The organism is Legionella sp. 27cVA30, from assembly GCF_024160945.1.
GTDB classification, from domain to species: Bacteria; Pseudomonadota; Gammaproteobacteria; order Legionellales; family Legionellaceae; genus Legionella_A; species Legionella_A septentrionalis.
Genome location: NZ_JAMYXK010000002.1, coordinates 575,598 through 599,870 on the forward strand (window position 1 = coordinate 575,598; position 24,273 = coordinate 599,870).

A 24,273-nucleotide genomic window follows, 5' to 3' on the forward strand; every position below is an offset into this window, starting at 1 on the left:
GGCTAAAATGGCACTATTAGTGCAGAAATTTGGAGGCACATCGGTTGCTACCTTGGCTCATATCAACCATGCCGCAGATATTGTTGCCAAAGCAAAGCATGCAGGGCATGACGTAGTGGTTGTTGTCTCTGCCATGAGCGGTGAAACTGATAAATTAATCGGGCTCGCGCATCAGATGAGTGAAAGTCCTGATCCCAGAGAATATGCCGCTTTGGTGGCTACCGGCGAGCAAGTTTCCATGACTTTGATGGCTATGGCGCTTATTAACCGTGGCATAGCGGCGCGCTCTTATACCGGTGGACAAGCGCGCATACAAACTTGCAGTCAATTTAAAAAAGCCCGGATTCAGGGTATTGATACTCGCCCCATTGTAGAAGATTTAAAACAAGGGCGAGTGGTGGTAATCGCCGGTTTCCAGGGAGTTGATAAACATGGGAATATAACCACGCTTGGTCGTGGCGGCTCCGATACTACAGCGGTGGCAATCGCTGCTGCCTTAAAAGCGGACGAATGCCAAATCTACACGGATGTGGATGGTGTATACACAACGGATCCACGTGTGGTTCCAGAAGCTAAACGCCTGGATCAAATTACGTTTGAAGAAATGTTGGAACTATCCAGTCTAGGCGCTAAAGTATTACAAATCCGCTCCGTAGAATTTGCCGGGAAATATAACATTCCATTGCGGGTTTTATCGTCAGCAAAAGAAGGCCCGGGAACTTTGATCACGTATCGTCAGGATCAACACATGGAATCCTTTTCCGTCACCGGCATTGCGTTTAGTCGTAATGAAGCAAAAATTTCCGTGTTGGGTGTGCCGGATACGCAAGGCCTTGCTTCCGCAATTTTAGGCGAAATCAGCACCATAGGCGTAAACGTAGACATGATTTTGCAACATTCCTCGAATGGCAAGACCGATTTCACCTTCACGGTGCATCGGGATGAATATAAACAAACGCTCCAGTTATTGCAAAAAATCGCCAAGGAAATGGCAGCAAAAGATGTGGTGGGATTAGAACAGCTGGCTAAGCTATCCTTAGTGGGCGCGGGTCTTAAGAGTCACCCGGAAGTTGCTCCCATTATGTTTAAAACGTTGGCCGCGCATGGCATTAATGTGCAATTAATTGCAACTTCTGAAATTAAAATTTCCGTGGTGATCGATGAGACGTCTCTGGATGAAGGAGTGCGGGCGCTGCACCGTGCGTTTCGTCTGGAAGAAAATGTACTGGATGAATCTAAGGAGAGCCGGCTGGCGTATGTAGCCAATTCTCTAGGATGAAGGATTAACCAGAAGACTTTGGCTTTTGGTTATAGGTGCAGGCTATTAACTAAAATAGGGATTTTTTATGAGCATGAATGAACTTTTGAACCTGTTGGCCAATATTATTGTGTTTGGATTGGTGCTATGGTTGATTAATGTGTTTGTTCCCATGGCAGGTGCGATAAAAAGCTTATTAAACATTGTAGTCATCATCGTTATTATTTTGTACATACTGCAATCTTTTGGCATTATCCCGGTCATTATTCCCATGTTTCGATTAATCCGGTAAGTTTGCCGGTAACCCGCTCGCATGGCAGCGTTAGTCGGGTTACCACTACGGATTCAATCCCACCCACAGTTAATAAAGCCTTAATCTTTGCTGTTTATTATGGCTACTTTATAAAATATATGGCGAAATGATGAAAGCTTTTACTCACCTTTGTAAAAAAGTCAACCTCAGCATTTTCAACGATACCCTTACGGTATATCCAACAAAAAATGGCAACACGAGTCTGGAATTATTTGAGCTGGATACAGGGGAAAAAGTTTGGAATGAAGTTGACTGCCTACATTCAGAATTTGATGATGTGGCGCTTGCTAATGATGAAGAAGAAGAAAATGAGCTTGGCGTCATTCGTTACGTGGAACGAGCCGATCCTAACCATGCTGATTATCACCAAGATTCGTTTCCACTTTCTGATCCACATTATCATTTGCAATTTAAAGCCCCCATTGATCAAAAAAAATTGGCAGACATTTTAAGCGTGTTACTTAAGTATCATGTTTTATCAAGCGAAGAAGCCACTAGTCTGTCACATGCTTTCCAACAAGCGAATAGCTTGCCTGTCTTTGCTACGCATGAACCAAGGCAGCAGGCAAAAACCACTGGGAAAAAGAGAGAATTTGCCTGCCTGCAAGGTAAAGCCGAGCAAGATAAGGCTGAACAAGATAAAAATCAGACTCCAAGCATGCAAGTAGAATCGTCTTCGCCTAAAAGAATGAAGTTGGGCGAGAATCGTCAGGGTTTATTTCAAGCTTCCCAGTCAGAAGAGCAAAAAGATGAGGATGCAACTGAAACGTTAGGTTATAGTTAAGAATGTGGATGCGATGTATTTTTTTACCGGGTGCTATCCACAGCATTAATGCCACGATCAAACACGTAATTTACGATAGATAAAAAAGGGCAGGTTGCGAATCATAAATAGGATAAAGCGCCAAAAAAATGGATGATAAATTTGTCGCTTTTTTAATTTTATTGCCCGCCAGCAAGCAGCCGCACAGCGCTCGGGGGCTGATGCATAAAAAATTCCCGGCTCACCATAAGTGGTTTTGCTGTCAATAAAGCCCAAGCGGGCTATTGTGATGGTTTGCGCTGATGTTGCTGCTTGTTGCAAACCTTGTAAATACACTTCAATGGCGGCTTTGCTGCCCCCGTACAAACTATTTTTGGCTCGCCCGCGGCTGGCTGCTACTGAGCTTAAAAAAAGCAAATGATGTTCGCTTTGTTTTTTTTGGAAATAAGTATGGATCAATTGCGCCGTACTGAGGATATTAACCTGGATAAGATCTGCAATTTTTACATCATCCAATGAGTAATTATGCAACATCAAGCTGTGGGCAATAATTAAATCCAGTTCAGTTTCCCTTTCATATAATTCTGAAAGTAAATTTATAATGGGTTTAGAAAAATCCGTAGCGATAACTTCGCATGAAACCCGGTAACGTAAGCTAATATCCGCTGCCTTGATCGTTAATTCTTTTACGTTGCGGCCAATAAGAATAATCGCATGGCCTTCTCGTGCAGCACAATGAGCCAACTTTTCGGCGATGATTGAGGTTGCTCCCAAAACGACCCAGGTACGATTCATGGTGTTAAGCCCAAGCGCTGGCTGAGATCAGAAGCCATGGGGCTTTGGTAGCGGTTTAAAATTTCAATAAATTCCTGATGCCACGGGTACATTTCTGCAAATTGTTGCCGGGTTAAAAATAAGTCTTTAGCCAGATAAATGCTTCCGCCCAAGGCTACGATAGCTTGATTCATAGCGTCAATTGCTTGACGCGCTTGTTGATTGTGTACGAAATCAACCGCCAAAGTAAACCCAGGCTTCACGAAAGATAAAAGACCACTTCCCGGGCGAGTAAAATATTTAAGTACGGCCAATGTGGGTAATGCTTTATATTGGCGAATAATTTGAGTCAACCTTTCCAATGCGCCTATTGCTTGTTCGCCCGGAAAGACTGCTTGAAACTGCAACAATCCTTTTTTTCCATATAAATAATTCCAGTTTTTAATGCAATCCAGGGGATTATTAAATTTCCATAAAGGCAAAACTTTAGAGCCGCTTTTTGACCAGTAAAAATAAGCACGGTTAAATTGTTTCATCCCCCAAGAGGTAATCAAGCGGACAGGGAATTTCGGTACAGCCCAAGTCTCTTGCAGAATATTTTCAGCATGAGCGTCACAATCCACATGATCGGCAAAGGATAATACAGCACGGGGTTCATTCATTAGGTCCAGCCAAGCTACCTGGTATTGATGTTGAATGCCTTCTTCCTGCATACGTTGCAGCAAACCAGGCCAATTCATATGTTTTTCAGTGTATTGGGTAACGTAGCGGGTATTTTTTTGTAAGCGGATGCCGATGCGTTTAATGACGCCGGTTAATCCTAAACCCGCAATGGTAGCAGTAAAAAGATCCGGATTTTTGTCAGCACTGCAATGGAATGTCTCCTTTCCTGTCTGCAATTCCAACCAAGCGATATGCCTACCTAAACTACCATGAATATGATTATTTTTGCCATGCACGTCATGAGCAACTCCACCAGCGAGCGTTGCATATAAAGTTCCAGGTAAAACAGGTGGAATGAAATCAGGACTCAACAAGAAAAGATCGGCAAATGTTGCTGCTCCTTGACAAACAGCTATACCGGAATCTTCATCAAATTCCAGCAAATGATTTAAGCGACGGGCATCAATCATAATACCATGGCTAAGAATACAGCAGTCGCTGTAACTTAAGCCATTCCCGCGCGCCAGTATATTTTTATCGATATTTTCGACAAAAATTTCCCGCAAGTGCTTTTCTTCATCGGGACGAAAGCAGGGAGTGGTAACAGTTATTGCTCGGCTGAAATTGGATACAGTTTGGATTTTAGAGCGCATGTTCCTGATAACTGACAAATCATCTTTTAAGTGTGGCATATTCTCCTAGCCACGAAAATGCCTGGCTTAAAATAAACTATAATTAATTTACTGGTTTATTACCTAAGAATGCCATGAAGCGAATTTTACTGCTTTCTTTCTTTACTTGCTTTTCTCTCACGGTAAATGCTGCTGATGATCCACCGAATATTGCAGATGCCGAAAATCTTGACGCGAAAATGTGCGTGGATAATACTGCGAATGATTGCGTCAATACCGTCTGTCTTAATTCCGAGGAAAGAGATTGCATCGAGCAGTGCCAGGCAGACGCCCAAGCTAAATGTAATGTACAGGCAGACGAATAATATCCATCTTTTCTTTTCCAGTTTATTCCTTTTCTCCAATCCGGAATTGGCATGATGTTTGCATGAGCTTTTTCAGATCTTTTCTTTAAAGGTGACGTCATGACAGAAAAAAACACTCATGGCATGAGCCATGCACTGGGGCTTCATAAGCTGATGCGCACGCTTCCTGTGAAAGTCATTGCAGTAACATCAGGTAAGGGAGGGGTTGGGAAAAGTAATATTTCCTTAAATTTAGCAATAGCGCTTGCTCAAAAAAATAAAAAAGTCTTATTGCTTGATGCCGATTTAGGATTACCGAGCCTGGATGTCATGTTGGGGTTACGCAGCAAGCATAACCTGGCGCATGTCATTCAGGGGGTATGTTCTCTCAACGACATTATTTTAGCAGGTCCTGCGAATGTTTTTATAATCCCTGGAGCAGCAGATGCTGAGTTTATGACCAATCTTACCTCTGCAGAGCATGCTGGCATTATTAATGCATTTAATCATTTGGCCATGGAATGGAACTATATGATTATTGACACCGGTGCTGGGATATCCGATGCGGTATTAAACTTCACGCGTTCAGCCCAGGAAATTATTACCGTGGTAGGCGATGAGCCCGCATCGCTTACCAGCGCGTATACGCTCATGAAAATTCTCAATAAGCGCTGCAAATTACATCACTTTCATATCTTGACTAATATGATGCGAAGCATAGAAGAAGGGCAGCGCTTATTTAATAAATTATATGAGATGATGGATCCATGGTTTGATGTGCATCTTGACTATTTAGGCGCCATTCCTTTTGATGAGCATGTGTATCGTGCCGTTAAAAGGCAAAAACCGTTTATTACTGCTTTTCCCACTGCCTTGGCTACGAAGGCAATAATAAAATTAGCGGAAACGATAGAAGAATGGCCTGTTAAATTAACCGTAAGTGGAAATACGAGCTTCTTCTTTGAGCGGCTGGTTGGTTAAGCAAGCAGGCATGATGATTTTTAAATGTTCATTTGACGGCAATGCAATAGCGATATACATTGAATATACAGCGAATTAGACCGGCGGGCTTTGCTGTTTATTGCCACTTTGCAGTGCAAATAATAATAAAAAGGAGACTCATCGTGGATGATACTTTGGCTTTAAAAAGCAAAGTGAATCAACAAACCCAGGAAGAATTAATTAAAAAGCACGCGCAAATGGTCAAGCGCATCGCACATCATTTATTGGGCAGATTGCCGCCATCCGTACAACTGGATGACTTGCTGCAAGCCGGCATGCTGGGTTTGCTGGAAGCGGTCAGGCATTATGACGATACAAAAGGTGCTTCTTTTGAAACTTATGCCGGGATCCGTATCCGTGGGCATATGCTGGATGAAGTCCGCCGCAACGATTGGGTGCCGCGTTCAGTTTATCGCAATGCTCGCATGATTTCTGCCGCCGTACGGGAGGTGGAGAACCGCCTTGGCCGTGACGCCAAAGATCAGGAAGTCGCCGCGGAATTGGGCATTAGCCTTGAAGAGTATCATGATATGCTAAGCGATTCGGCAGGCGGTCATTTATATCCATTTGAAGATTTAAGTGCAACGGATGAAATCATAAAAGAAGAAACATTGAGTAATTCAACAGAACCGCATGTCCAGGCGCTTCATGATGATATGACGGCACAATTATCACAAATTATTGACAGTTTGCCAAAGAAGGAACAATTGGTATTGTCGCTTTACTATGAGCAAGATTTAAATTTAAAAGAAATAGGCGAAGTGTTAGGGGTTAGCGAATCGCGTGTTTCGCAAATTCATTCGCAAGCCACCCATCGAATCAAATCCAGACTGCCTGAATTCTAATCGGCGCCATGAATTTAAGGCGCTTCACATCAAAAGACAGCTGAGAAGTGCAGCAGAGCATTTCTCAAGGCTTGTCTGTTTGCAGACTTTTTATCTTTCGCTGTAAAATAGACACATTTTTAAATTAAGGGATATCATGTTAGAAGTAAATCAAATTCATCATACTTTGACCGATTTAAAAACGCGCGTGCATGCTCTTCGGGGGTATCTTTGACTTCGATACCAAACGGGAGCGTCTTGAAGAAGTCGTCCGCGAATTAGAGTCACCCGGAATTTGGGACAATCCTGAGCAGGCACAAGCCTTGGGTCGGGAGCGGGCCCAGTTGGAAGCAGTTGTCTTTCAACTCGAGAATCTGTTGCAAAGCATTGATGATTTGATTGAGATTTTTAATATGGCTCGTGAGGAAGAAGATACCCAGGCTATAGAAGATGTTGCGTCAGAAACCCATGCCGTTGAAAAACAGGTAGAAACGCTCGAATTTCGCCGCATGTTTTCCGGCAAAATGGATAAAGCAAGCGCTTTTATGGATATTCAAGCAGGCTCAGGCGGCACAGAAGCTCAGGACTGGGCTGAAATGTTGCTGCGTATGTATCTGCGCTGGGGCGAGCATCATGGATTTACAACCGAACTAATAGAATGCTCGCCAGGTGAAGTAGCAGGAATTAAAAGTGCTACCATCCATTTCGTTGGGGAATATGCCTATGGCTGGCTGCGTACGGAAACTGGTGTACATCGTTTGGTGCGCAAATCTCCATTTGATTCAGGCAACCGGCGTCACACTTCTTTTGCAGCGGTATTTTTATCGCCGGAAGTGGATGACGACATCGATATTGCCATTAATCCAGCGGATTTGCGTATCGATACGTATCGTGCGTCGGGAGCCGGGGGGCAACACGTAAACCGCACCGATTCTGCTGTGCGCATTACGCATGAACCGACCGGGATTGTTGTACAATGCCAGACGGATCGCAGCCAGCATAAAAATAAAGACCAAGCCATGAAGCAGCTGCGCGCTAAACTTTATGAGCTTGAAATGCAGAAAAAAAATGCAGAACAGCAAGCATTGGAAGCCAGCAAGTCTGATATCGGTTGGGGCTCGCAAATTCGTTCTTATGTATTGGATCAATCACGCATTAAAGATTTACGCACTGGCGTAGAAACTAGCAATACTCAAGCCGTTCTCGATGGGGATTTAGATCAGTTTATCGAAGCGAGTTTGAAATCAGGAGTAGGTGAAGTATGACTGAAGAATTTTTAGATGAGAGTGAAGTCTATCAGATTCGCAAACAAAAATTAGCTGAATTACGTTCGACAGGGTTTAATTTTCCAAATGAATTTTATCGTGAGCAATTTGCTGCCGAACTTTTGAGCCAATATGCAGAAACTGGCAAGGAAGAATTGGCTGAACAAAAAATAAAAGTGGTTGTAGCAGGACGTATCGTTTTACGACGTATTATGGGAAAAGCGAGCTTTTTCCACATTCAGGATTCATCCGGCCGTTTGCAGATTTATGTACGCCAGAATGACTTGGCAGAAGTATATGAGCAGTTCAAGCATTGGGATTTGGGCGACATCGTGGGTGTACATGGCGAATTATTTAAAACCAATACGGGTGAATTGACGGTCAATGCCGAGCAATTGCAATTGCTGACTAAATCCTTGCGGCCTTTACCGGATAAATTTCATGGGCTGGCGGATCAGGAGTTGCGTTACCGTAAGCGTTATGTCGATTTGATTGCCAATGAAGAAAGCCGTAAAACATTTATCATCCGTTCTCGCCTGATTTCTGCATGCCGTAAGTTTATGGACAGCCATGGCTTTATGGAAGTGGAAACCCCGATGATGCATCCTATCCCGGGAGGCGCTCTGGCGCGCCCTTTTATCACACACCACAACACGCTGGATATGCAAATGTTTTTGCGTATTGCCCCTGAGCTTTATTTAAAGCGGCTGGTGGTCGGGGGTTTTGAGCGTGTCTATGAAATCAATCGTAACTTCCGCAATGAAGGCATTTCTACGCGTCATAATCCTGAATTCACTATGATTGAATTTTATGAAGCGTATGCAACGTATCAGGATCTCATGGATTTTACTGAAGAATTATTGCACTTTTTGTGCGATGAAGTATTAGGGACACGGCAAATTGAATATCAAGGCCAATGCATAGATTTTTCCAAGCCTTTTGCCCGCATGAGCATTAAGGATGCTATTTTGCATTACCATCCTGAACTGAGTGTTGCCCAAATAGAAGACATTGATTTTTGCCGCAGTTTATTAGACAGGATGAAATTCCCTTATAAAAAATCGGATGGCATTGGTAAATTGCAAATGATTTTGTTTGAAGAAACCATCGAACATCAATTGCTTCAGCCTACTTTTATCACTGAATATCCGACAGAAGTATCGCCTTTGGCACGCCGTAATGAAGAAAATCCTGAAGTTACCGATCGTTTTGAATTCTTTATTGCAGGCCGCGAAATGGCAAACGGGTTTTCCGAGTTAAATGATCCGGAAGATCAAGCCGCACGTTTCTTGAAACAAGTAGAAGAAAAAGATGCGGGCGATCTGGAAGCCATGCATTATGATAGCGATTACATTGAGGCGTTGGAATATGGTATGCCGCCCACTGCAGGAGAAGGGATTGGCATTGATAGACTGGCCATGTTATTTACCAATTCCCCTTCAATCCGCGATGTCATTTTATTTCCGCACTTACGTCACAATGGCTAGTGGTGTTTCGCGATAAAATCAAACAGCCTGGGAAAGGAAGCCCATTTGCAAGTCTGGATGTGTGAGTATAATCCAGGCTATGCAGCCGCAGAAACCAGGACTTTTATAAACAGTTGAATTTCTTTTCTTCTTAGCTCTTAAGATTTTTTCCTCTACGCTATGTAACATTGTTTCATTCGATAATCACAGAACCGGGTTTTGCTGCAAAGTCTCATGGCAACGCTTATTTATTAAGCGTGCTGGTTAAAATATCGTTTACAGACAAGCGTTAATTCATCCAAATTCTCGCAATGGTTAACAGCTTTTATAAATTCAGTTTGGCCTGCCAAATTTCTTGCATAATACTTGGCAAATTTACGTGCCTGAATCACTGCAAATTTCTCGCTTTGCAATAATTCTTCCAAAGCGCGGACATGTCTTAAAAACAACAAGCCGCGCTCACCCGGAGTTGGCAGATTAAATTGCTCGCCTTTACTTTCTGCGATTAATTTTGCAATTAACCAAGGCTGGCCGACCCCGGCGCGGCCAATCATCACCCCCGCACAGCCGGTTGCAAACATTTTTTGTAGGGATGCAAGGCATGATACATCGCCATTACCAATAACAGGAATATTAAGTTCATTAACAAAAAATTCGATTTGAGAATAATGACAGGGGGTATCATAGCCTTCTCTCCAGTTGCGACCATGCACCGTTATAAAATCGATGCCTGCATCTTGCACAATGCGGGCAATTTCGCGGTTATAATGATCATTGCTATTGCCATCCACGCGTATTTTTACCGAAACGGGGACATTCGTGCTTGCTTTCATCGCGCGCATCAGCTTAAAAAGTTCTTTGGGTTTTTGCAGCAAACTGGAGCCAGCCCCGCGCGAACGTATTTTGTTAACCGGACAGCCACAGTTTAAATCGATTAAATCCGCGCCATAATCCGTAGCAATTTTTGTAGCTTCACCCAACTCTTTCTCATTACTTCCCGATAATTGAAAACAAACCGGGCCTTCCTTTTCATGCTTATATACAAAACGAGTTTTTGCCTTGGCATGCAATAAGGTTTTACACGAAATCATTTCAGTATAGGAAAAGGCAGGTTGCCCAAGTTCCCAGGTGAGGAGCCGGAATGGTGCGCAACTTACACCAGCTAACGGACCTTGAATGATGTTGACTGGGAAGTGCAATGAACCTAAGTTTAAGTGGGTAATCACCGTACGATCAGCGATAAAAATCGACATGTAGCGAGTTGACCATAACTTGCAGGCAAAAAGCAAGGATTAGAATGCAAGACTTTAGGCAACGTCCCTAAAGTTTTTTAGACAAGATTTCAAGCATGTGCCATTCGTGATCGCCATCTTTTTTTTAATTCCGCCAATATTGCGGTGATATAACCTTTTTTCGACCAGTTGTTATAACGATTATAAACACTTTTCCAGTTGCCATAGTCCGGTGGCAAATCACGCCATGCAGCCCCAGTACGAAGCATCCAACATATTGCTTCCATAAATAGCCGATCATCTTCACCATGTCGGCCTTTAGGCTTTGGAAGTAATTTTTCTAAACGAGACCACATCTCGTCATCAATGACCATCCGTGACATTCCCTCTCCCCAACCCTCTCCCGCGAAGGGCATCATCATACTATCAAAGCTCCTATCGTGGGAGAGGGGGTAGATCGAAGTGAAATAGAAAAATTTGTGCTCAATTTAAGATGAAATCTTGGCTAAAAAACTTTAGGGACGTTGCCTAGTTACATGGAAGAATAGCGTATGCCCATACTTTAACTAAGGGTGATTATTAATTTCTTGCAAGTGATATTTTAGTGCCATTTTGCGTCTATTATTTACATAATGGCATTAAAATACGAGATTAATTATGAATAAATTTGGTGCGGCAATTGAAAAAATCAACACCTCGCCCGATGCATTAAAGACAATTTGCCTGGCTTTATATGAGGAGGCTTGTATAGAGCTCCAGGAAGCAAATAAAGTAAGGGGGGTGAGCAGAGTCATTCCCAGGGAAGCAATTATTTCTCGGATTGAAGAAAAAATGAATAACGAGTTTAAGGAATATGGCTTCCCATCTTTCAATGCAGAAAAGGTGGGTGCAATTAAAGATTCACTATATAAGTGGGATCCTGAATTATCTTCTCCTGAGGAGACGGAAAAAATTGGAATGATGCAAGGATTGCTGTTACATATTGTTATAGAGCAGCAAAAGCGCCAAGAGGAAATGCATTCTTCCTTGCTAAGACTGAAAGAAAAGATTGCTCAGGGTAAAGAAATTCTCGAGGAAAAATTAACTGAGCTTCAAGGCAGGCAAGGCCAAAATACTGCGGGAAAAATAACCATGTTGCAGGAGGCAATTGGTAATGCTGAACCTCCCTGGTATAAAAATGATATCCCTTCATTTAATGGCTTAACTGCCCAGCTTGAGTATTTAACCAAGTCAAAAGAAGCCATCACCGCTTTAGAGATCAACGCCCTTAGTACTCAATTTGATGAGTTAATCAATAACAAATTGGTAGCTCCGCTTAAAGAATATGAGAATGAAAAAGGAGGATGGCAGAAGCTCAAAGATTGGATAAGCGATGTGGTAAAAGAACTCACGGGCTTAGGTACGCTCAGTACAGGCGGGACAGTACAAAAAGTTGTTGCCAACCAATCAGCCGTTTTTAAGGAAGAAATTAACAAAATGAAGGCAAATTTCCCGCAAGCCGAGGGAGAAAATGTGATTGTACTAGGAACAAGCAAGCGAATGTAATTTATTGATTTTGGCTTAATATTCTCGTAGCCGGTGCGGGTTGGGAAGTTCAACCCGAATACCAGCGTATCCGGGTTGTTTTACCTTAATTGTCATCATCCCAGCTTAATGTACCGCCAGCCTGATATTCAATGACACGGGTTTCGAAGAAGTTTTTCTCTTTTTTCAAATCCAGCATTTCGCTCATCCAGGGGAAGGGATTTTCAGCCCCGGGGTATTGTTCAGGCAAACCTATCTGGGTAAGACGGCGATTGGCGATGAAATGCAGGTATTCTTCAAACATGTTGGCATTCATTCCCAGGATACCATGCGGCATGGTGTCTTGAGCATATTGGTATTCCAAGGCAACCCCTTGCTTAATCAATTCAATCATTTCTTCCTTGAATTGTGGCGTCCATAAGTGCGGGTTTTCAATTTTAATCTGGTTAATGACATCAATACCAAAATTCATGTGCATGGATTCATCGCGCAAGATGTACTGGAATTGTTCGGAGGTGCCCACCATCTTGTTGCGACGGCCCATGGATAAAATTTGCGTGAAACCGACGTAAAAGAAAATGCCTTCGAAAACGACATAAAATGCAATCAAATCGCGCAGTAAACGCTGGTCATTTTCAGGAGTACCGGTACGGAAATTCGGATCACTTAAGCTTTGCGTATACGGTAAAGCCCAGGCTGCTTTGGTAGCTACTGAAGGAATTTCCCGATACATGTTAAACACGGCTGCTTCATCCAGCGCCAAACTTTCAATGATGTATTGATAGGCATGGGTATGCAAGGCTTCTTCAAATGCTTGCCGCAGCAAATACTGACGGCATTCAGGATTAGTGATGTGCCGGTAGACTGCCAGAACTAAATTATTGGCCACCAGGGAATCAGCAGTTGAGAAAAAACCCAAATTGCGCAGTACAATGAGGCGCTCATCCTGGCTCAAACCATATGGGTCATTCCATAATGCCAGATCAGCGCTCATGCTGATTTCATTGGGCATCCAATGGTTTGCACAAGCGGTTAAGTATTTGTCCCAAGCCCATTTATATTTAAAGGGAACCAATTGATTTAAATCAGCTCGGCAGTTAATGATTTTTTTATCATCCACATGGATGCGTCCTGCGCCCATATCCAGTAATTCGAGGCCGGTGGCTCCTGTTTGAGCATTCATGGGTTCTAAGATTGCGCTAGACATTGTGTTTTCTCCTATTGGCAAGCTTCACAATTCGGGTCAAGAATTGAGCACAGTTGTGGTTCATCGATTTTCACCGCGTTCAAGGCTCCGTCTGTAACCGTTGATTTCTCGGCGTTGCTTGCACCTAAACTTCGTAAATAATAGGTGGTTTTCAATCCGCGTATCCATGCCTGGCGATAGAGCTCATCCAGTTTTTTACCCGAGGGTTTCGCCATGTATACGTTCAATGATTGCGCCTGATCCAGCCATTTTTGTCGACGCGAAGCCGCTTCAACTAACCAAATGGGTTCAATTTCAAAAGCAGTAGCATAGCGGGCTTTTAAATGTTCTGGAATGCGGCTTATGGGTTGCACGCTGCCATTGAAATATTTTAAGTCATTAACCATGACTTCATCCCATAAATTTAAGGCTTTGAGATCATCTACCAGATAAGGGTTAACCACAGTAAATTCGCCGGATAAATTCGATTTTACATACAAATTCTGATACGTAGGTTCAATTGATTGAGAAACTCCGCAAATGTTAGAAATGGTTGCGGTTGGCGCAATAGCCATCACATTTGAATTACGCATGCCTTCGGTACGAACTTTCACCCGCAATAATTCCCAATCCAAATGTTGTGAACGGTCTTGTTCCAGATACTGGCCACGTGCCTGTTGCAGCAAGTTGATGGAATCAATAGGCAGAATGCCTTTGCTCCATAAGGAATTTTCATAGCTTGGGTAGCGGCCGCGTTCTTTCGCCAATTCACAGGAAGCTTCGATGGCATAATAGCTTATCAATTCCATGGAGGTATCGGCAAAAGCTACTGCTTCGTTGGATGCATAATTTAACTTAAGTTTATACAAGGCATCTTGAAATCCCATCAGCCCTAAACCGACGGGACGATGTTTCAAATTGGAGTTACGAGCTTGCGGAACTGAATAATAGTTAATATCGATTACATTATCCAACATGCGTACGGCAGTGCGGATGGTTTGCTGCAATTTGGTTTTATCCAGTTTGCCGTTTTTAATGTGCGCTGGCAAATTAATGCTGCCTAAGTTGCACACTGCAATTTCTTCTCTAGATGTGTTCAGTGTAATTTCAGTGCATAAGTTGGAACTGTGGATTACACCGGCATGTTGTTGAGGAGAACGCAAATTACATGCATCTTTAAACGTTAACCACGGATGCCCTGTTTCAAACAACATGGACAACATTTTACGCCATAATTTAACGGCGGAAACCGTTTTTACATTCCTAAGCTTACCCTCGCGTGCTTTTGCTTCGTAAGCCATGTAAGTACTTTCGAAAGTTTTACCATATTGTTCATGAAGTTCAGGAACTTCATCCGGGGAGAATAATGTCCATTCACCTTCTTCATGTACCCGTTTCATGAATAAATCCGGAATCCACAGCGCGGTATTCATGTCATGCGTACGGCGACGATCGTCACCGGTATTTTTACGTAACTCAAGAAATTCTTCCACATCGCGGTGCCAGCATTCCAGATAAGCGCACACGGCCCCTTTGCGTTTTCCACCCTGGTTCACGGCAATAGCGGTTGCGTCCGCTACGTTTAGGAATGGCACAACGCCTTGCGACTTGCCATTGGTGCCTTTTATGTAAGAGCCCATGGCACGTACGGGGGTCCAGTCATTGCCTAAGCCGCCTGCGAATTTGGAAAGCAGGGCATTGTCTTTAATGGCACTGTAAATACCTTCCAGGTCGTCGGGTACGGTTGTTAAATAACAGCTGGAAAGCTGAGGTCTTACTGTGCCTGAATTAAACAGGGTAGGTGTGGAAGACATATAGTCAAATGAAGAGAGCAGTCTGTAAAATTCAATGGCTCTTTCTTCTTTATCTGTTTCCCGTATTGCAAGCCCCATGGCGACGCGCATAAAAAATGCCTGGGGCAATTCATAGCGAATACCGTGCTCGTGAATAAAATAACGATCATAAAGTGTCTGCAAGCTTAAATAGGTAAATTGCATATCCCGTTCCGGCAATAAAGCTTTGCCCAAGGTTTCCAAATGAAAATCGCTTAATTTGGGATCCAATATGCCGTGCTCAATACCGCGGGCAATATACGCTTTAAAATATACAGGATAAAGCGCCGCCATTTCATCGAAGGTGGCTTCCTCTTGCAATTGCAGTTTATTTAATGCTTCCGCCCGTAAGCTGTCTAGAAGCAGGCGTGCGCTTACGTAGGTATAATTAGGCTCGGTTTCCACTAAAGCGCGGGCTGCCATAATCAATGCTTTATGCACATCAGCCAAGCTGGCTTGGTTATAAAGATTGCGAAGAGCATCTTTAATCACCGGCTCGGCATGCACATTTTCCAATTCCCGACATGCTTCAGCCACAATGGTATTGACGCGTGCTATATCTAGGGGAGCAAGTTCACCATTAGGCATGGTGATTAACGGGATCTTGTCATCATTTGCTTGCTGCTTTACTTGTGCCGCGCGGGCTTTGCGGCGCTCCTCGCGGTAGAGCACATAGGCGCGGGCAATTTTATGTTGTTCATTACGCATTAAAGCCAGTTCAACTTGATCTTGAATATCTTCGATGTGAATGGTGCCACCACTTGGCATACGGCGCTTAAATGCTTGTGTAATTTGCTTGGTGAGGTCATCGATTTGCTGATAAATGCGGTTTGAGGCGGCCGCACTGCCTCCCTCTACGGCAATGAATGCCTTGGTGATAGCAACTTTAATCTTGCTTTCGTCATAATGTACGACTTTGCCATTGCGCTTAATGGTTTTTAATAAACCCGGCGCATTCGTCGATAATTCCAGTTGACTGGTTCTGGATACATCTTTTACGGAATCAAGAATCTCTGACATAGTTCCTCCACGGAAGGTGAGATTGCCAAGTATGACAAATTCAACCTATACGTTAATTATAAACCAAAACACAACATATAGGTGTGTCTGCTAGGAAACCTAACAAGATAATGTGTTTTTCGGTTGATTTCAATAGAATAAGTCTGGGTATATGTTGTGGATAAATAAAGGATAAGTTGTAGATAGGCGAGAAAATAAATGGATAATCAAGGCACCTGGTTTTGTTGGCCGATTGCCGGGGTTTTTATTCATGCTGTCTGCCGCGGTTTAACTACAATGGCATCACTCACGTGCGCAAATCCGGTGTTAATCCTTAAGTTATCGGTGTTGGTGATTAACTGGCTGGAACTGCCACCATCCAAATTAAGTGCATCTTTACAATGCAGTGGAGCCGATTTCATTAGATTGGCTAGCGCGGTTGTGGTCATGGGGCTGTTTTCCGTCACTAAAATAATGACTTTCCCTTGGGTGGTAATGCCAAGAGCAGAGCGCTCGGCAAGACCGGGTTTCAGGGCAGGGATTACCCCATTGATGAGCAAGCGTGGCCCGCTTTGCACGGCAAATTGTGTTCGCGGATTATGCAAATATTGTTGTTGGCCGGATAAATATGCTTTTTGATTTTTGATGTAAAACACACCCCACCAACTGATGCGCTTCAAGGGATTTAGCACTTGTTTTTTACTGATGCGAAGACCAAGCGGGTGGTAGTTGTGATCGAAAAATCCTCCATTCAATACGATCAATGCACGGCTCTTTTCAGCAAATTCGCTGATGGAAGCATGGGCAAGGGACAAATTTTTTGCCAAAATTAAATCAAGTTCGTTTTTTTTGAGATCAATACGAAAAACATGGATATGCGACCAGGTTTTTAATAAATTCGTGCCCAAATCCTGATATTCAATCCCTGGCGCAACAGGCTCCCAATTGCTTGCTAAACTGTTAACACTCACGAACAATAATAAAGTGAAGCCTAAAAGCAATTTGCTTATTTGCACGAAGTTTATAGGCGTTGATATATTAATCTTGTATCCTTGTCTAATCTGAATTCATTGGAATTGCTATGCAAACATCTCCGCAAAATATCAACATTCAGCAGGTTAAGTCAACCGAGGAATTAAGAAAAATCATGCAGGAAGTTTTGGCATGTGCCCATGAGCAAGGGGCTAGCGATGCTTCCGTCACCGTGAATCGCGATCAAGGTTTTTCAGTCAATGTTCGCATGGGAGAAGTGGAAACAGTCGAGTTTAGCGAAGATAAAGAGATGAGCGTCACGGTGTATTTTGATAAGCGCAAAGGACATGCCAGCAGTACGGATACATCTTCTGCAGCAATCAGAGCCATGGTGGCTGCAGCTTGCGATATCGCACGGGTAAGTGCGGCCGATCCTTGTTTTGGTTTGGCAGATGCCGATTTGATTAACAACTGTTATCCCGAGCTTGACCTTTGTCACCCTTGGGATATTACTCCTCCTAAAGCCATTGAAATGGCGCTTGCATGTGAACGCCACGCCCTGGCGCAAGACAAAAGGATCGTTAATACCGACGGTGTTAGCCTTTCCAGCTATAATTTTACCCATGGTTATGCAGACACGCATGATGCGGGTGGGGTGCTCTACGGAACCAGGCATAGCATGAGTTGTTCCCTGATTGCACAAGAAGGCGATGCCATGCAACGGGATTATGATTATACCACAGCACGCCATTTTAAAGATTTATTAGCTTTGGATCTGCTTGCAGAAAGAGCGGCAGAGCGTACCATTAGCCGCTTAAACGCAAGAAAAATCAACACACAAAAAGTTCCTGTTTTGTTTTCCTCCCGTTTGTCCGGAGGATTATTTTCCGCATTTGTGAGTGCGATAAGCGGTTCCAATCTTTATCGAAAAAATTCTTTCTTGCTGGATAGCCTGGGAGAACAAATTTTCCCGGAATACGTGCAAATTTATGAACAACCTCATCTGTTAAGGGCTTTGGGGAGTGCTCCCTTTGATGGAGAAGGCGTGCCCACTCGCAATAATGTTTTTGTAAAAGACGGGAAGCTTTGCCAGTATGTTTTAGGAAGTTATTCAGCGCGTAAGTTAGGATTAAAGACAACCGCCAATAGCGGTGGGGTATTTAATTTAACGATTGATCCAACCCATGGCGGCTTCCAGGAACTTTTACAATTGCTTGGCACGGGGCTTTTGGTGACGGAGTTGATGGGACACGGCATTAATATCTTGACTGGAGATTATTCGCGCGGGGCTGCGGGTTTTTGGGTGGAAAATGGCGAGATTCAATACCCGGTGGAAGAAATTACCATCGCAGGCAATTTAAAGAATATGTTCCGTAACATGGTGGCGGTAGGCGATGATCTGAACCCAAATAGTGCGACACGTTGCGGTTCAGTTTTGATTGAGCAAATGACAGTAGCCGGTAACTAGGTAGGGGGCGAAAGCCCCGCTAACATTAATTTTTATCGCGAAAAATGATACGGCCTTTGGTGAGGTCGTAGGGTGTTAACTCAACTTTTACCTTATCGCCGGTTAGGATGCGGATATAATTTTTGCGCATGCGACCGGAGATATGAGCAGTTATCACGTGGCCATTATCCAGTTCAACGCGAAACATGGTGTTGGGCAAAGTATCGACTACTGTGCCTTGCATTTCTATATGATCTTCTTTTGCCATAAATCTCTCTGGAATTAAAAACCCAAGCAGGGGAAAATGAAAGTACAAATAGTGCCCTAAAATAATAAAAATGGCAATGAGAGCCAGTAAGTTTCACGAGCTTAGGTGCGATTAAATAATTTTATTTTGCAAAGCGGGTATATTTCCGCTTGCGGCTTGATAAATTGCCTGCAGCAAGGTTTCAGTCGTGCTGCGGCTTTTAAAACCGCTTTGAAAAAAATAAAACCCGGTACCCCGGTTTATAATTAAGCTATGTTCTTTATTTTCCAGGATCTCATGAATACGCGGCGCAATTTCCTGCGCGGATAAACCTTTTAATTCCTGCACTAAGTATTGGATCTCATTGGCCTTAATTTTCCCTTTTACATTACTTTTTTCAAGTTGGGGGGCATAGCGTTCCAAAGCGTTGATTGCTTGGGTCAAGGCTGTGGGCTGAGATACGGCTTCTGCCGGGGCACTTGCTGTTTCTGTCAGGGCACTTTGTGGCACTGCGGCAAAAATATCATGGTCGGCCTGATTGGTATATGGCAATCTATAAACGGTAATAAAACTTATTTCCCCGGCATTTTTCCGTGCTTCCTGGAGTAAATGAGAGGCTAAAAAATTAACTGCATTTTCGCGGTTTATAAATTTGACCAAACCATAATTATTATCATAATATTCAATGCCATTACCTACCATTCTTAGCGCGGTGGAATGGAAACCAACGGAATTGATTAGAAAATTAAAATTTAACGTATGCTTATCATCCAACCCTTTTAATGCATTCCAGATTGCTTGACGCAATTGCATTTCTTTTGCCACCCAAAAATACCAGCCTACTCGTCTGAAAAGAATATCGGCAAAAGTCCAGTTGGTTTTAAATGTATCGTAAAGTGTTTCGTCAGAAGCTACAGATAGCTGATTTAATAATCCTTGTGAAGCAAGTTTTCCATAGCGGTGGGAGTGTCCCCAACAATAGCCCATAAAATCAGAACCTTTAAAAGGATCGCTCCCTTGGCTGAATGGAATAAAGTGAGTGGCATATTTTTCTGCCGATGCACTAAAGTGTGAATGTTGGAAAGAACAAGCAAGCGACTGCCGGTAGGCAGTTGTTTGTATGTCTTTCAATATATTTAAAATTTGCGTCAGGGTAGGATCGTCTTGTTGCTGCTCTTCTAATGTATTGATGAGGTTAATAATGCCTTTTTCGACTTTTTTCAGTTGCAATACATCGTATTCTTGCCGTAGTGCAAAAATTGATTGCATGGACTGGGTATTATCTTGCAGGAATTGCACGAAAGTTGGACTGTTGGCTTCTTTTTCCAGGTTTTCCAAGGCAATTTTTAATTGAGCCGCCAGTTCGCGATTACGAAGAGTTTTAAGTAGCTTATAGCAATCTGAATAATGCATTTAGGAGTATCAGGGGAAAATAATGTTTTATAATAACTCTTATTGGTTTTTTTATCAACATAAGATATATTATGAATACAAAATTTTCTGTAACCATTGCAGAAACTCATGGCGGCATATTGTTTCAGCGCCAAGGCTTTGCAAATGTGCGGTGGGTAATTGACAGTCGATGATTTCAAACTTTAATTCTTGCAGAGTTTGACATAAAAAATACAAAGCCAGCTTCGAGGCATCGCGAATGTCATGAAACATGGATTCGCCGAAAAAAATCCGGCCAAGGCTAATCCCGTATAAGCCTCCAACCAGCTTCCCGTCTAGCCATACCTCAAAAGAATGGGCAAATCCCATTTCATAGAGCTTGGTATAAGCCGCGATCATTTCTGCGGTTATCCAGCTGCGATTTAAGCGTTTACCCGTGCTGGCGCAGGCCCGAATAACATCTGAAAATGCTGTATCAATCGTAAAACGAAAAGGTTTATTTAAGGTTTTCTTTAGGCTGCGTGTTAATTTAAATGCGTGCGGTTTTAAGATTAAACGCGGATCGGGTGACCACCATAAAATCGGGTCACCCGGATTAAACCAGGGAAATATTCCATGACGATAAGCTTCAAGGATACGTTTGGGGGATAAATCACCACCGATGGCGACTAATCCTTCGGCATCAGCGGTTTCCGGATTTGGGAAACTGTAATCGTCTGCGGTTAAAATGGTGGGTTTTATCGCTTTATCTCACTGTGTCTAGGTATTTTTCCGCATCAAGAGCCGCCATGCATCCAAATCCAGCGGATGTAATGGCTTGACGATAAACATGGTCAGCCACATCGCCACAGGCAAATACACCGGGGATATTGGTGGCAGTTGCCATTCCTTCCAATCCCGAGCGAATGATGAGATAACCGTCTTTCATATCCAATTGGTCCGTAAAAAGACTTGTGTTCGGTGTATGCCCAATGGCAATAAAAATGCCATCCACGGGTAAATCTGTACAGGCATCGGTAAACACATTACAAACACGCGCCCCGGTTACTTTCATGCCATCGCCCAATACTTCCTGCAACGTATGATTCCACAATAATTTTATGTTCCCGGTACGTGCTTTTTCAAAAAGCTTATCCTGTAAAATTTTTTCCGCACGCAAGCTATCGCGACGATGGATTAAAGTCACAGAAGCTGCCAGATTTGACAGGTAAAGCGCTTCTTCAACGGCGGTATTGCCTCCACCTACTACACATACGTGCTTGTTGCGGTAGAAAAAACCATCGCAGGTAGCACAGGCAGAAACGCCGCGGCCTTGATAAGCTTTTTCAGATTCAAGGCCAATATATCGTGCTGATGCACCGGTTGCGATGATTAGGGCATCGCATGTGTAGGTTTGCGTATCTCCTTCCAGAGTAAATGGACGAGAAAGCAAATCAGCACGGGTGATGTGGTCAAAAATAATTTCAGTTTGAAAACGTTCTGCATGCTGCTGCATCCGTTCCATTAGTGCAGGCCCTTGTAAACCTTCGACATCGCCAGGCCAGTTATCCACATCAGTTGTGGTGGTCAATTGTCCGCCGGGTTGCATTCCTGTAAGTAAGACCGGCTGTAAATTAGCTCGTGCAGCATATACCGCAGCCGTATAGCCTGCAGGGCCTGAGCCCAGGATGATTAGGCGATGGTGATTTGTTGCGCTCATCTTCTCTGCCTTTTATAAATTTAATGTTAAGATGTGGATAGTATGATAAAACCTGATGCTTTAAAATACCTATGACAAAACAGCGCAAGGGCGAATTGGTAAGCGGCCCTAAAACAGCTTTGCCTCAATTTTTTACAAAACGCGTTTGTGAAGGCGGCTTTATCTTAATGCTTACTGCCGCCTTATTTATTTTATTATCCTTAGTCACCTACAGTTCTTATGATCCCGGCTGGTTTCATCCTGCTTCCGATTCAATCAATATAGCGAATGCGGGCGGAACCGTCGGTGCATATTTTGCCGACGCACTTTATGCAAGTTTAGGCTATGTTGCTTATTTATTGCCTGGTTGCTTTGTTTACATAGCTTGGATGATATTAAAAGATCACCGGGTTTTACAAACAATCAGCAAGCCAGTCCTTGTACTGCGTCTGGCGGGTTTGTTCTTCCTGCTTGGCAGTGCGTGCGGTTTGCTGGCGTTGGAATTGTCGCCGGAAAAGCAAATGCTGCACAGGCCTGGCGGTTTTGTAGGGCATGTGATTGCGTTTGCTTTAAGCCATACCCTCAATGTGCAAGGTGCCACCTTACTGCTGTTTGCCATGTTATTGGTAGGGGTCACCTGGCTTACTGGACTTTCCTGGCTGCATGTAACCGAAATTATCGGTTATTATACCCTAATTGCCTTGCATTGGCTAAAATTTGCACTAAAGCATGGTATCCGTTTCGCGCAAATCCTGATGGCTCGCTTAAAGGCGCATGCGTTTAAGGAAATGCTGCGAGCAAAAGAAGCAACTCAACCCACCACCCTTAAAGTCAAAAAAGAAAAGGAAAAAGAAAAAGCAGAAAAAACATCCCCAAAAATCAGTTTGTTTGCCGAAAAACCTCAGCCACCCAAACCAATGAGGGAAACACCGGCTTTCACCAAAATAGAAGTCACAGGCAGCTTACCTTCCTTGGAATTGTTGAATAAAGGAGAAGTAGGTGAGCCGATGCGAGGCTACACGCATCAAGAGCTTGAAACCCTATCGCGGGATGTGGAACAGCATTTACTGGATTTCGGCATCCAGGCGGATGTGGTGGCGGTACATCCAGGCCCCGTCATTACCCGTTTTGAATTGCAATTAGCTGCAGGAGTAAAAGTCAGCAAACTGACGGCTTTGTCTAAAGATTTGGCGCGTTCTTTGTCTGTAACCAGTGTGCGCGTGGTTGAAATTATTCCGGGTAAAACCGTTGTCGGTATTGAATTGCCAAATCTAAACCGGGCGACCGTAGGTCTGTCAGAGGTTCTTTCGGCTGAAGTCTATCAGAAGGCACATTCTCCACTTACCCTGGCTTTGGGGGTGGACATAGCAGGCCATCCCATGGTGGTCGATCTGGCTAAGATGCCGCACCTATTAGTTGCAGGAACCACAGGGTCTGGTAAATCTGTAGGCATCAACGCCATGATTCTAAGTTTATTATTTAAAGCGACTCCGGAGCAGGTACGCCTGATCATGGTGGATCCCAAAATGCTGGAATTGTCCGTATACGATGGCATTCCTCATTTGTTGACTCCTGTGGTCACCGACATGAAAGAAGCGGCCAGTGCCTTGCGTTGGTGTGTGGCTGAAATGGAGAGGCGCTACCGTTTAATGGCTGCGTTTGGAGTGCGCAATCTCGCGGGTTTTAACAGTAAACTGGCAGAAGCGGCTGCACGCGGTGAACCTTTGACAGATCCCTTGTGGAAACCGGTTGATTCCATGGATGAGCAAGCTCCCACTCTGGAATCTCTACCCTATGTAGTGGTTATTATTGATGAGCTGGCCGACATGATGATGGTCGTTGGCAAAAAGGTAGAGCAATTGATTGCACGCATTGCCCAGAAAGCGCGTGCTGCCGGAATTCATTTAATTCTGGCAACGCAACGACCCTCGGTGGACGTCTTAACTGGCTTGATAAAATCCAATATCCCTACCCGGATTTCATTCCAGGTTTCTTCAAAAATTGATTCGCGCACCATTCTTGATCAACAGGGCGCAGAACAACTCCTTGGCTATGGAGATATGCTATTCTTAGCTCCAGGTACCGGTGCACCGCTGCGAGTGCATGGTGCTTTTGTGGATGATACCGAGGTGCACCGCGTGGCTGACGATTGGCGGGCACGAGGTACACCAAGCTATATTGAAGAAATCACGCAAAACACCGGCGATGGATTTGATGGTGGCTTTGGTGAAGAAGGGCAGGCGACTGAGGAAGCCGATCCCCTTTATGATCAGGCAGTTGAATTTGTGATCCAAACCCGTAAGGCAAGTATCTCGGCCGTACAGCGCCGTTTTAAAATTGGATATAACCGCGCGGCACGTTTAGTTGAAGAAATGGAGCGCACAGGAATCGTGGGACCATTGGACGGTGGTTTTCGTGATGTATTGGTAGCCGGAGTCAGTGAAGATTAAGCTAATTTTC

22 protein-coding genes are annotated in these 24,273 nt (G+C 43.7%); 11 read left to right on the forward strand and 11 right to left on the reverse strand.

Annotated features, from left to right (window positions below; translation table 11 throughout):
* The first annotated feature begins 7 nt into the window (after positions 1-7).
* From NKV53_RS07955 to NKV53_RS07965, 3 genes are all read left to right on the forward strand, one after another.
* Entirely contained in the window at positions 8-1,279 is a 1,272-nt protein-coding gene (locus NKV53_RS07955; protein WP_126953016.1) for an aspartate kinase, read from the forward strand.
* A 73-nt stretch (positions 1,280-1,352) separates the two neighbouring features.
* The gene (locus NKV53_RS07960) at positions 1,353-1,550 is read left to right on the forward strand and encodes a Thivi_2564 family membrane protein (protein ID WP_126953126.1); all 198 of its coding nucleotides are present in this window, start codon (positions 1,353-1,355) and stop codon (positions 1,548-1,550) included.
* Positions 1,551-1,677: 127 nt separating this feature from the next.
* Complete coding sequence (locus NKV53_RS07965; RefSeq protein ID WP_126953017.1) at positions 1,678-2,355, forward strand: hypothetical protein; 678 nt, start codon at positions 1,678-1,680, stop codon at positions 2,353-2,355.
* 57 nt (positions 2,356-2,412) lie between these two features.
* Here NKV53_RS07965 and NKV53_RS07970 read toward each other — a convergent pair whose 3' ends face one another.
* Together NKV53_RS07970 and NKV53_RS07975 are read right to left on the reverse strand one after the other, a co-directional pair.
* On the reverse strand, positions 2,413-3,129 hold the full coding sequence (locus NKV53_RS07970) for an SDR family NAD(P)-dependent oxidoreductase (RefSeq protein WP_127032443.1): 717 nt from the start codon (positions 3,127-3,129) through the stop codon (positions 2,413-2,415).
* Positions 3,126-4,463, reverse strand: coding sequence for an FAD-binding oxidoreductase (locus NKV53_RS07975; RefSeq protein ID WP_325049562.1), 1,338 nt, complete (start codon positions 4,461-4,463; stop codon positions 3,126-3,128). Before NKV53_RS07975 ends, NKV53_RS07970 begins: the two co-directional genes overlap by 4 nt.
* Before the next feature lie 74 nt (positions 4,464-4,537).
* On the opposite strand from NKV53_RS07975, the gene NKV53_RS07980 reads away from it, so the two are divergent.
* From NKV53_RS07980 to lysS, 5 genes are all read left to right on the forward strand, one after another.
* Positions 4,538-4,768, forward strand: coding sequence for a hypothetical protein (locus NKV53_RS07980; RefSeq protein ID WP_126953019.1), 231 nt, complete (start codon positions 4,538-4,540; stop codon positions 4,766-4,768).
* A 99-nt stretch (positions 4,769-4,867) separates the two neighbouring features.
* Positions 4,868-5,728 (forward strand): MinD/ParA family protein, encoded by an 861-nt coding sequence (locus tag NKV53_RS07985; protein ID WP_126953020.1) that lies wholly within the window; start codon positions 4,868-4,870, stop codon positions 5,726-5,728.
* Between the two features lie 143 nt (positions 5,729-5,871).
* The gene (locus NKV53_RS07990; protein ID WP_325049368.1) at positions 5,872-6,594 is read left to right on the forward strand and encodes an RNA polymerase sigma factor FliA; all 723 of its coding nucleotides are present in this window, start codon (positions 5,872-5,874) and stop codon (positions 6,592-6,594) included.
* Between the two features lie 136 nt (positions 6,595-6,730).
* A protein-coding gene (prfB, locus tag NKV53_RS07995; RefSeq protein WP_126953021.1) for a peptide chain release factor 2 occupies positions 6,731-7,838 on the forward strand; the annotation gives its coding sequence in 2 pieces (ribosomal slippage) (positions 6,731-6,805 and positions 6,807-7,838; 1,107 coding nt in all).
* On the forward strand, positions 7,835-9,325 hold the full coding sequence (gene lysS, locus NKV53_RS08000; RefSeq protein WP_126953022.1) for a lysine--tRNA ligase: 1,491 nt from the start codon (positions 7,835-7,837) through the stop codon (positions 9,323-9,325). Before prfB ends, lysS begins: the two co-directional genes overlap by 4 nt.
* A 230-nt stretch (positions 9,326-9,555) precedes the next feature.
* Here the strand turns inward: lysS and NKV53_RS08005 are convergent, their stop codons facing one another.
* Together NKV53_RS08005 and NKV53_RS08010 are read right to left on the reverse strand one after the other, a co-directional pair.
* Positions 9,556-10,557, reverse strand: a complete 1,002-nt coding sequence (locus tag NKV53_RS08005; protein ID WP_126953023.1) for a tRNA-dihydrouridine synthase — start codon at positions 10,555-10,557, stop codon at positions 9,556-9,558.
* A gap of 89 nt (positions 10,558-10,646) precedes the next feature.
* Positions 10,647-10,958: a transposase gene (locus NKV53_RS08010; RefSeq protein WP_148110576.1), complete on the reverse strand. Its 312-nt coding sequence runs from the start codon at positions 10,956-10,958 to the stop codon at positions 10,647-10,649.
* A gap of 235 nt (positions 10,959-11,193) precedes the next feature.
* Between NKV53_RS08010 and NKV53_RS08015 the strand changes: the two genes are divergently transcribed.
* Entirely contained in the window at positions 11,194-12,081 is an 888-nt protein-coding gene (locus NKV53_RS08015) for a hypothetical protein (protein WP_127032447.1), read from the forward strand.
* An 85-nt stretch (positions 12,082-12,166) separates the two neighbouring features.
* Here NKV53_RS08015 and NKV53_RS08020 read toward each other — a convergent pair whose 3' ends face one another.
* The 3 genes from NKV53_RS08020 to NKV53_RS08030 all read right to left on the reverse strand — a co-directional run bounded on the left by NKV53_RS08020 (position 12,167) and on the right by NKV53_RS08030 (position 17,054).
* Positions 12,167-13,267 (reverse strand): ribonucleotide-diphosphate reductase subunit beta, encoded by a 1,101-nt coding sequence (locus NKV53_RS08020; protein WP_126953025.1) that lies wholly within the window; start codon positions 13,265-13,267, stop codon positions 12,167-12,169.
* 11 nt (positions 13,268-13,278) lie between these two features.
* Positions 13,279-16,098: a ribonucleoside-diphosphate reductase subunit alpha gene (locus NKV53_RS08025; RefSeq protein WP_127056984.1), complete on the reverse strand. Its 2,820-nt coding sequence runs from the start codon at positions 16,096-16,098 to the stop codon at positions 13,279-13,281.
* 248 nt (positions 16,099-16,346) lie between these two features.
* Entirely contained in the window at positions 16,347-17,054 is a 708-nt protein-coding gene (locus NKV53_RS08030; protein ID WP_256478888.1) for a phosphodiester glycosidase family protein, read from the reverse strand.
* A 104-nt stretch (positions 17,055-17,158) separates the two neighbouring features.
* On the opposite strand from NKV53_RS08030, the gene pmbA reads away from it, so the two are divergent.
* Entirely contained in the window at positions 17,159-18,517 is a 1,359-nt protein-coding gene (gene pmbA, locus NKV53_RS08035) for a metalloprotease PmbA (protein ID WP_126953028.1), read from the forward strand.
* A 25-nt stretch (positions 18,518-18,542) separates the two neighbouring features.
* On the opposite strand, the gene infA is transcribed toward pmbA, so the two are convergent.
* The 4 genes from infA to trxB form a co-directional block, all read right to left on the reverse strand.
* A complete protein-coding gene (gene infA, locus NKV53_RS08040; protein WP_126953029.1) occupies positions 18,543-18,764 on the reverse strand; it encodes a translation initiation factor IF-1 in 222 nt (73 codons plus the stop codon).
* Between the two features lie 111 nt (positions 18,765-18,875).
* Positions 18,876-20,156 carry a hypothetical protein gene (locus tag NKV53_RS08045; RefSeq protein WP_127056985.1) on the reverse strand — a complete coding sequence of 427 codons (1,281 nt, stop codon included), beginning with the start codon at positions 20,154-20,156 and terminating at the stop codon, positions 18,876-18,878.
* 69 nt (positions 20,157-20,225) lie between these two features.
* Positions 20,226-20,864: a leucyl/phenylalanyl-tRNA--protein transferase gene (gene aat, locus NKV53_RS08050; RefSeq protein WP_127056986.1), complete on the reverse strand. Its 639-nt coding sequence runs from the start codon at positions 20,862-20,864 to the stop codon at positions 20,226-20,228.
* Positions 20,865-20,880: 16 nt separating this feature from the next.
* A complete protein-coding gene (gene trxB / locus NKV53_RS08055) occupies positions 20,881-21,834 on the reverse strand; it encodes a thioredoxin-disulfide reductase (protein WP_127032451.1) in 954 nt (317 codons plus the stop codon).
* Between the two features lie 71 nt (positions 21,835-21,905).
* On the opposite strand from trxB, the gene NKV53_RS08060 reads away from it, so the two are divergent.
* Positions 21,906-24,263 carry a DNA translocase FtsK gene (locus tag NKV53_RS08060; protein WP_126953033.1) on the forward strand — a complete coding sequence of 786 codons (2,358 nt, stop codon included), beginning with the start codon at positions 21,906-21,908 and terminating at the stop codon, positions 24,261-24,263.
* The last annotated feature ends 10 nt before the right edge of the window (positions 24,264-24,273 follow it).

Excerpts from the sequence above, each read along its gene's own strand:
- NKV53_RS07985 (WP_126953020.1), top strand. The coding sequence starts at position 4,868 with ATGACAGAAAAAAACACTCATGGCATGAGCCATGCACTGGGGCTTCAT.
- NKV53_RS07965 (WP_126953017.1), top strand. The coding sequence starts at position 1,678 with ATGATGAAAGCTTTTACTCACCTTTGTAAAAAAGTCAACCTCAGCATT.
- pmbA (WP_126953028.1), top strand. The coding sequence starts at position 17,159 with ATGCAAACATCTCCGCAAAATATCAACATTCAGCAGGTTAAGTCAACC.
- infA (WP_126953029.1), bottom strand. The coding sequence starts at position 18,764 with ATGGCAAAAGAAGATCATATAGAAATGCAAGGCACAGTAGTCGATACT.
- NKV53_RS07955 (WP_126953016.1), top strand. The coding sequence starts at position 8 with ATGGCACTATTAGTGCAGAAATTTGGAGGCACATCGGTTGCTACCTTG.
- NKV53_RS08010 (WP_148110576.1), bottom strand. The coding sequence starts at position 10,958 with ATGATGATGCCCTTCGCGGGAGAGGGTTGGGGAGAGGGAATGTCACGG.
- trxB (WP_127032451.1), bottom strand. The coding sequence starts at position 21,834 with ATGAGCGCAACAAATCACCATCGCCTAATCATCCTGGGCTCAGGCCCT.
- lysS (WP_126953022.1), top strand. The coding sequence starts at position 7,835 with ATGACTGAAGAATTTTTAGATGAGAGTGAAGTCTATCAGATTCGCAAA.
- NKV53_RS08025 (WP_127056984.1), bottom strand. The coding sequence starts at position 16,098 with ATGTCAGAGATTCTTGATTCCGTAAAAGATGTATCCAGAACCAGTCAA.
- NKV53_RS08015 (WP_127032447.1), top strand. The coding sequence starts at position 11,194 with ATGAATAAATTTGGTGCGGCAATTGAAAAAATCAACACCTCGCCCGAT.
- NKV53_RS08005 (WP_126953023.1), bottom strand. The coding sequence starts at position 10,557 with ATGTCGATTTTTATCGCTGATCGTACGGTGATTACCCACTTAAACTTA.
- NKV53_RS07980 (WP_126953019.1), top strand. The coding sequence starts at position 4,538 with ATGAAGCGAATTTTACTGCTTTCTTTCTTTACTTGCTTTTCTCTCACG.
- NKV53_RS08060 (WP_126953033.1), top strand. The coding sequence starts at position 21,906 with ATGACAAAACAGCGCAAGGGCGAATTGGTAAGCGGCCCTAAAACAGCT.
- NKV53_RS07975 (WP_325049562.1), bottom strand. The coding sequence starts at position 4,463 with ATGCCACACTTAAAAGATGATTTGTCAGTTATCAGGAACATGCGCTCT.
- NKV53_RS08020 (WP_126953025.1), bottom strand. The coding sequence starts at position 13,267 with ATGTCTAGCGCAATCTTAGAACCCATGAATGCTCAAACAGGAGCCACC.
- NKV53_RS07960 (WP_126953126.1), top strand. The coding sequence starts at position 1,353 with ATGAATGAACTTTTGAACCTGTTGGCCAATATTATTGTGTTTGGATTG.
- NKV53_RS08045 (WP_127056985.1), bottom strand. The coding sequence starts at position 20,156 with ATGCATTATTCAGATTGCTATAAGCTACTTAAAACTCTTCGTAATCGC.
- NKV53_RS07970 (WP_127032443.1), bottom strand. The coding sequence starts at position 3,129 with ATGAATCGTACCTGGGTCGTTTTGGGAGCAACCTCAATCATCGCCGAA.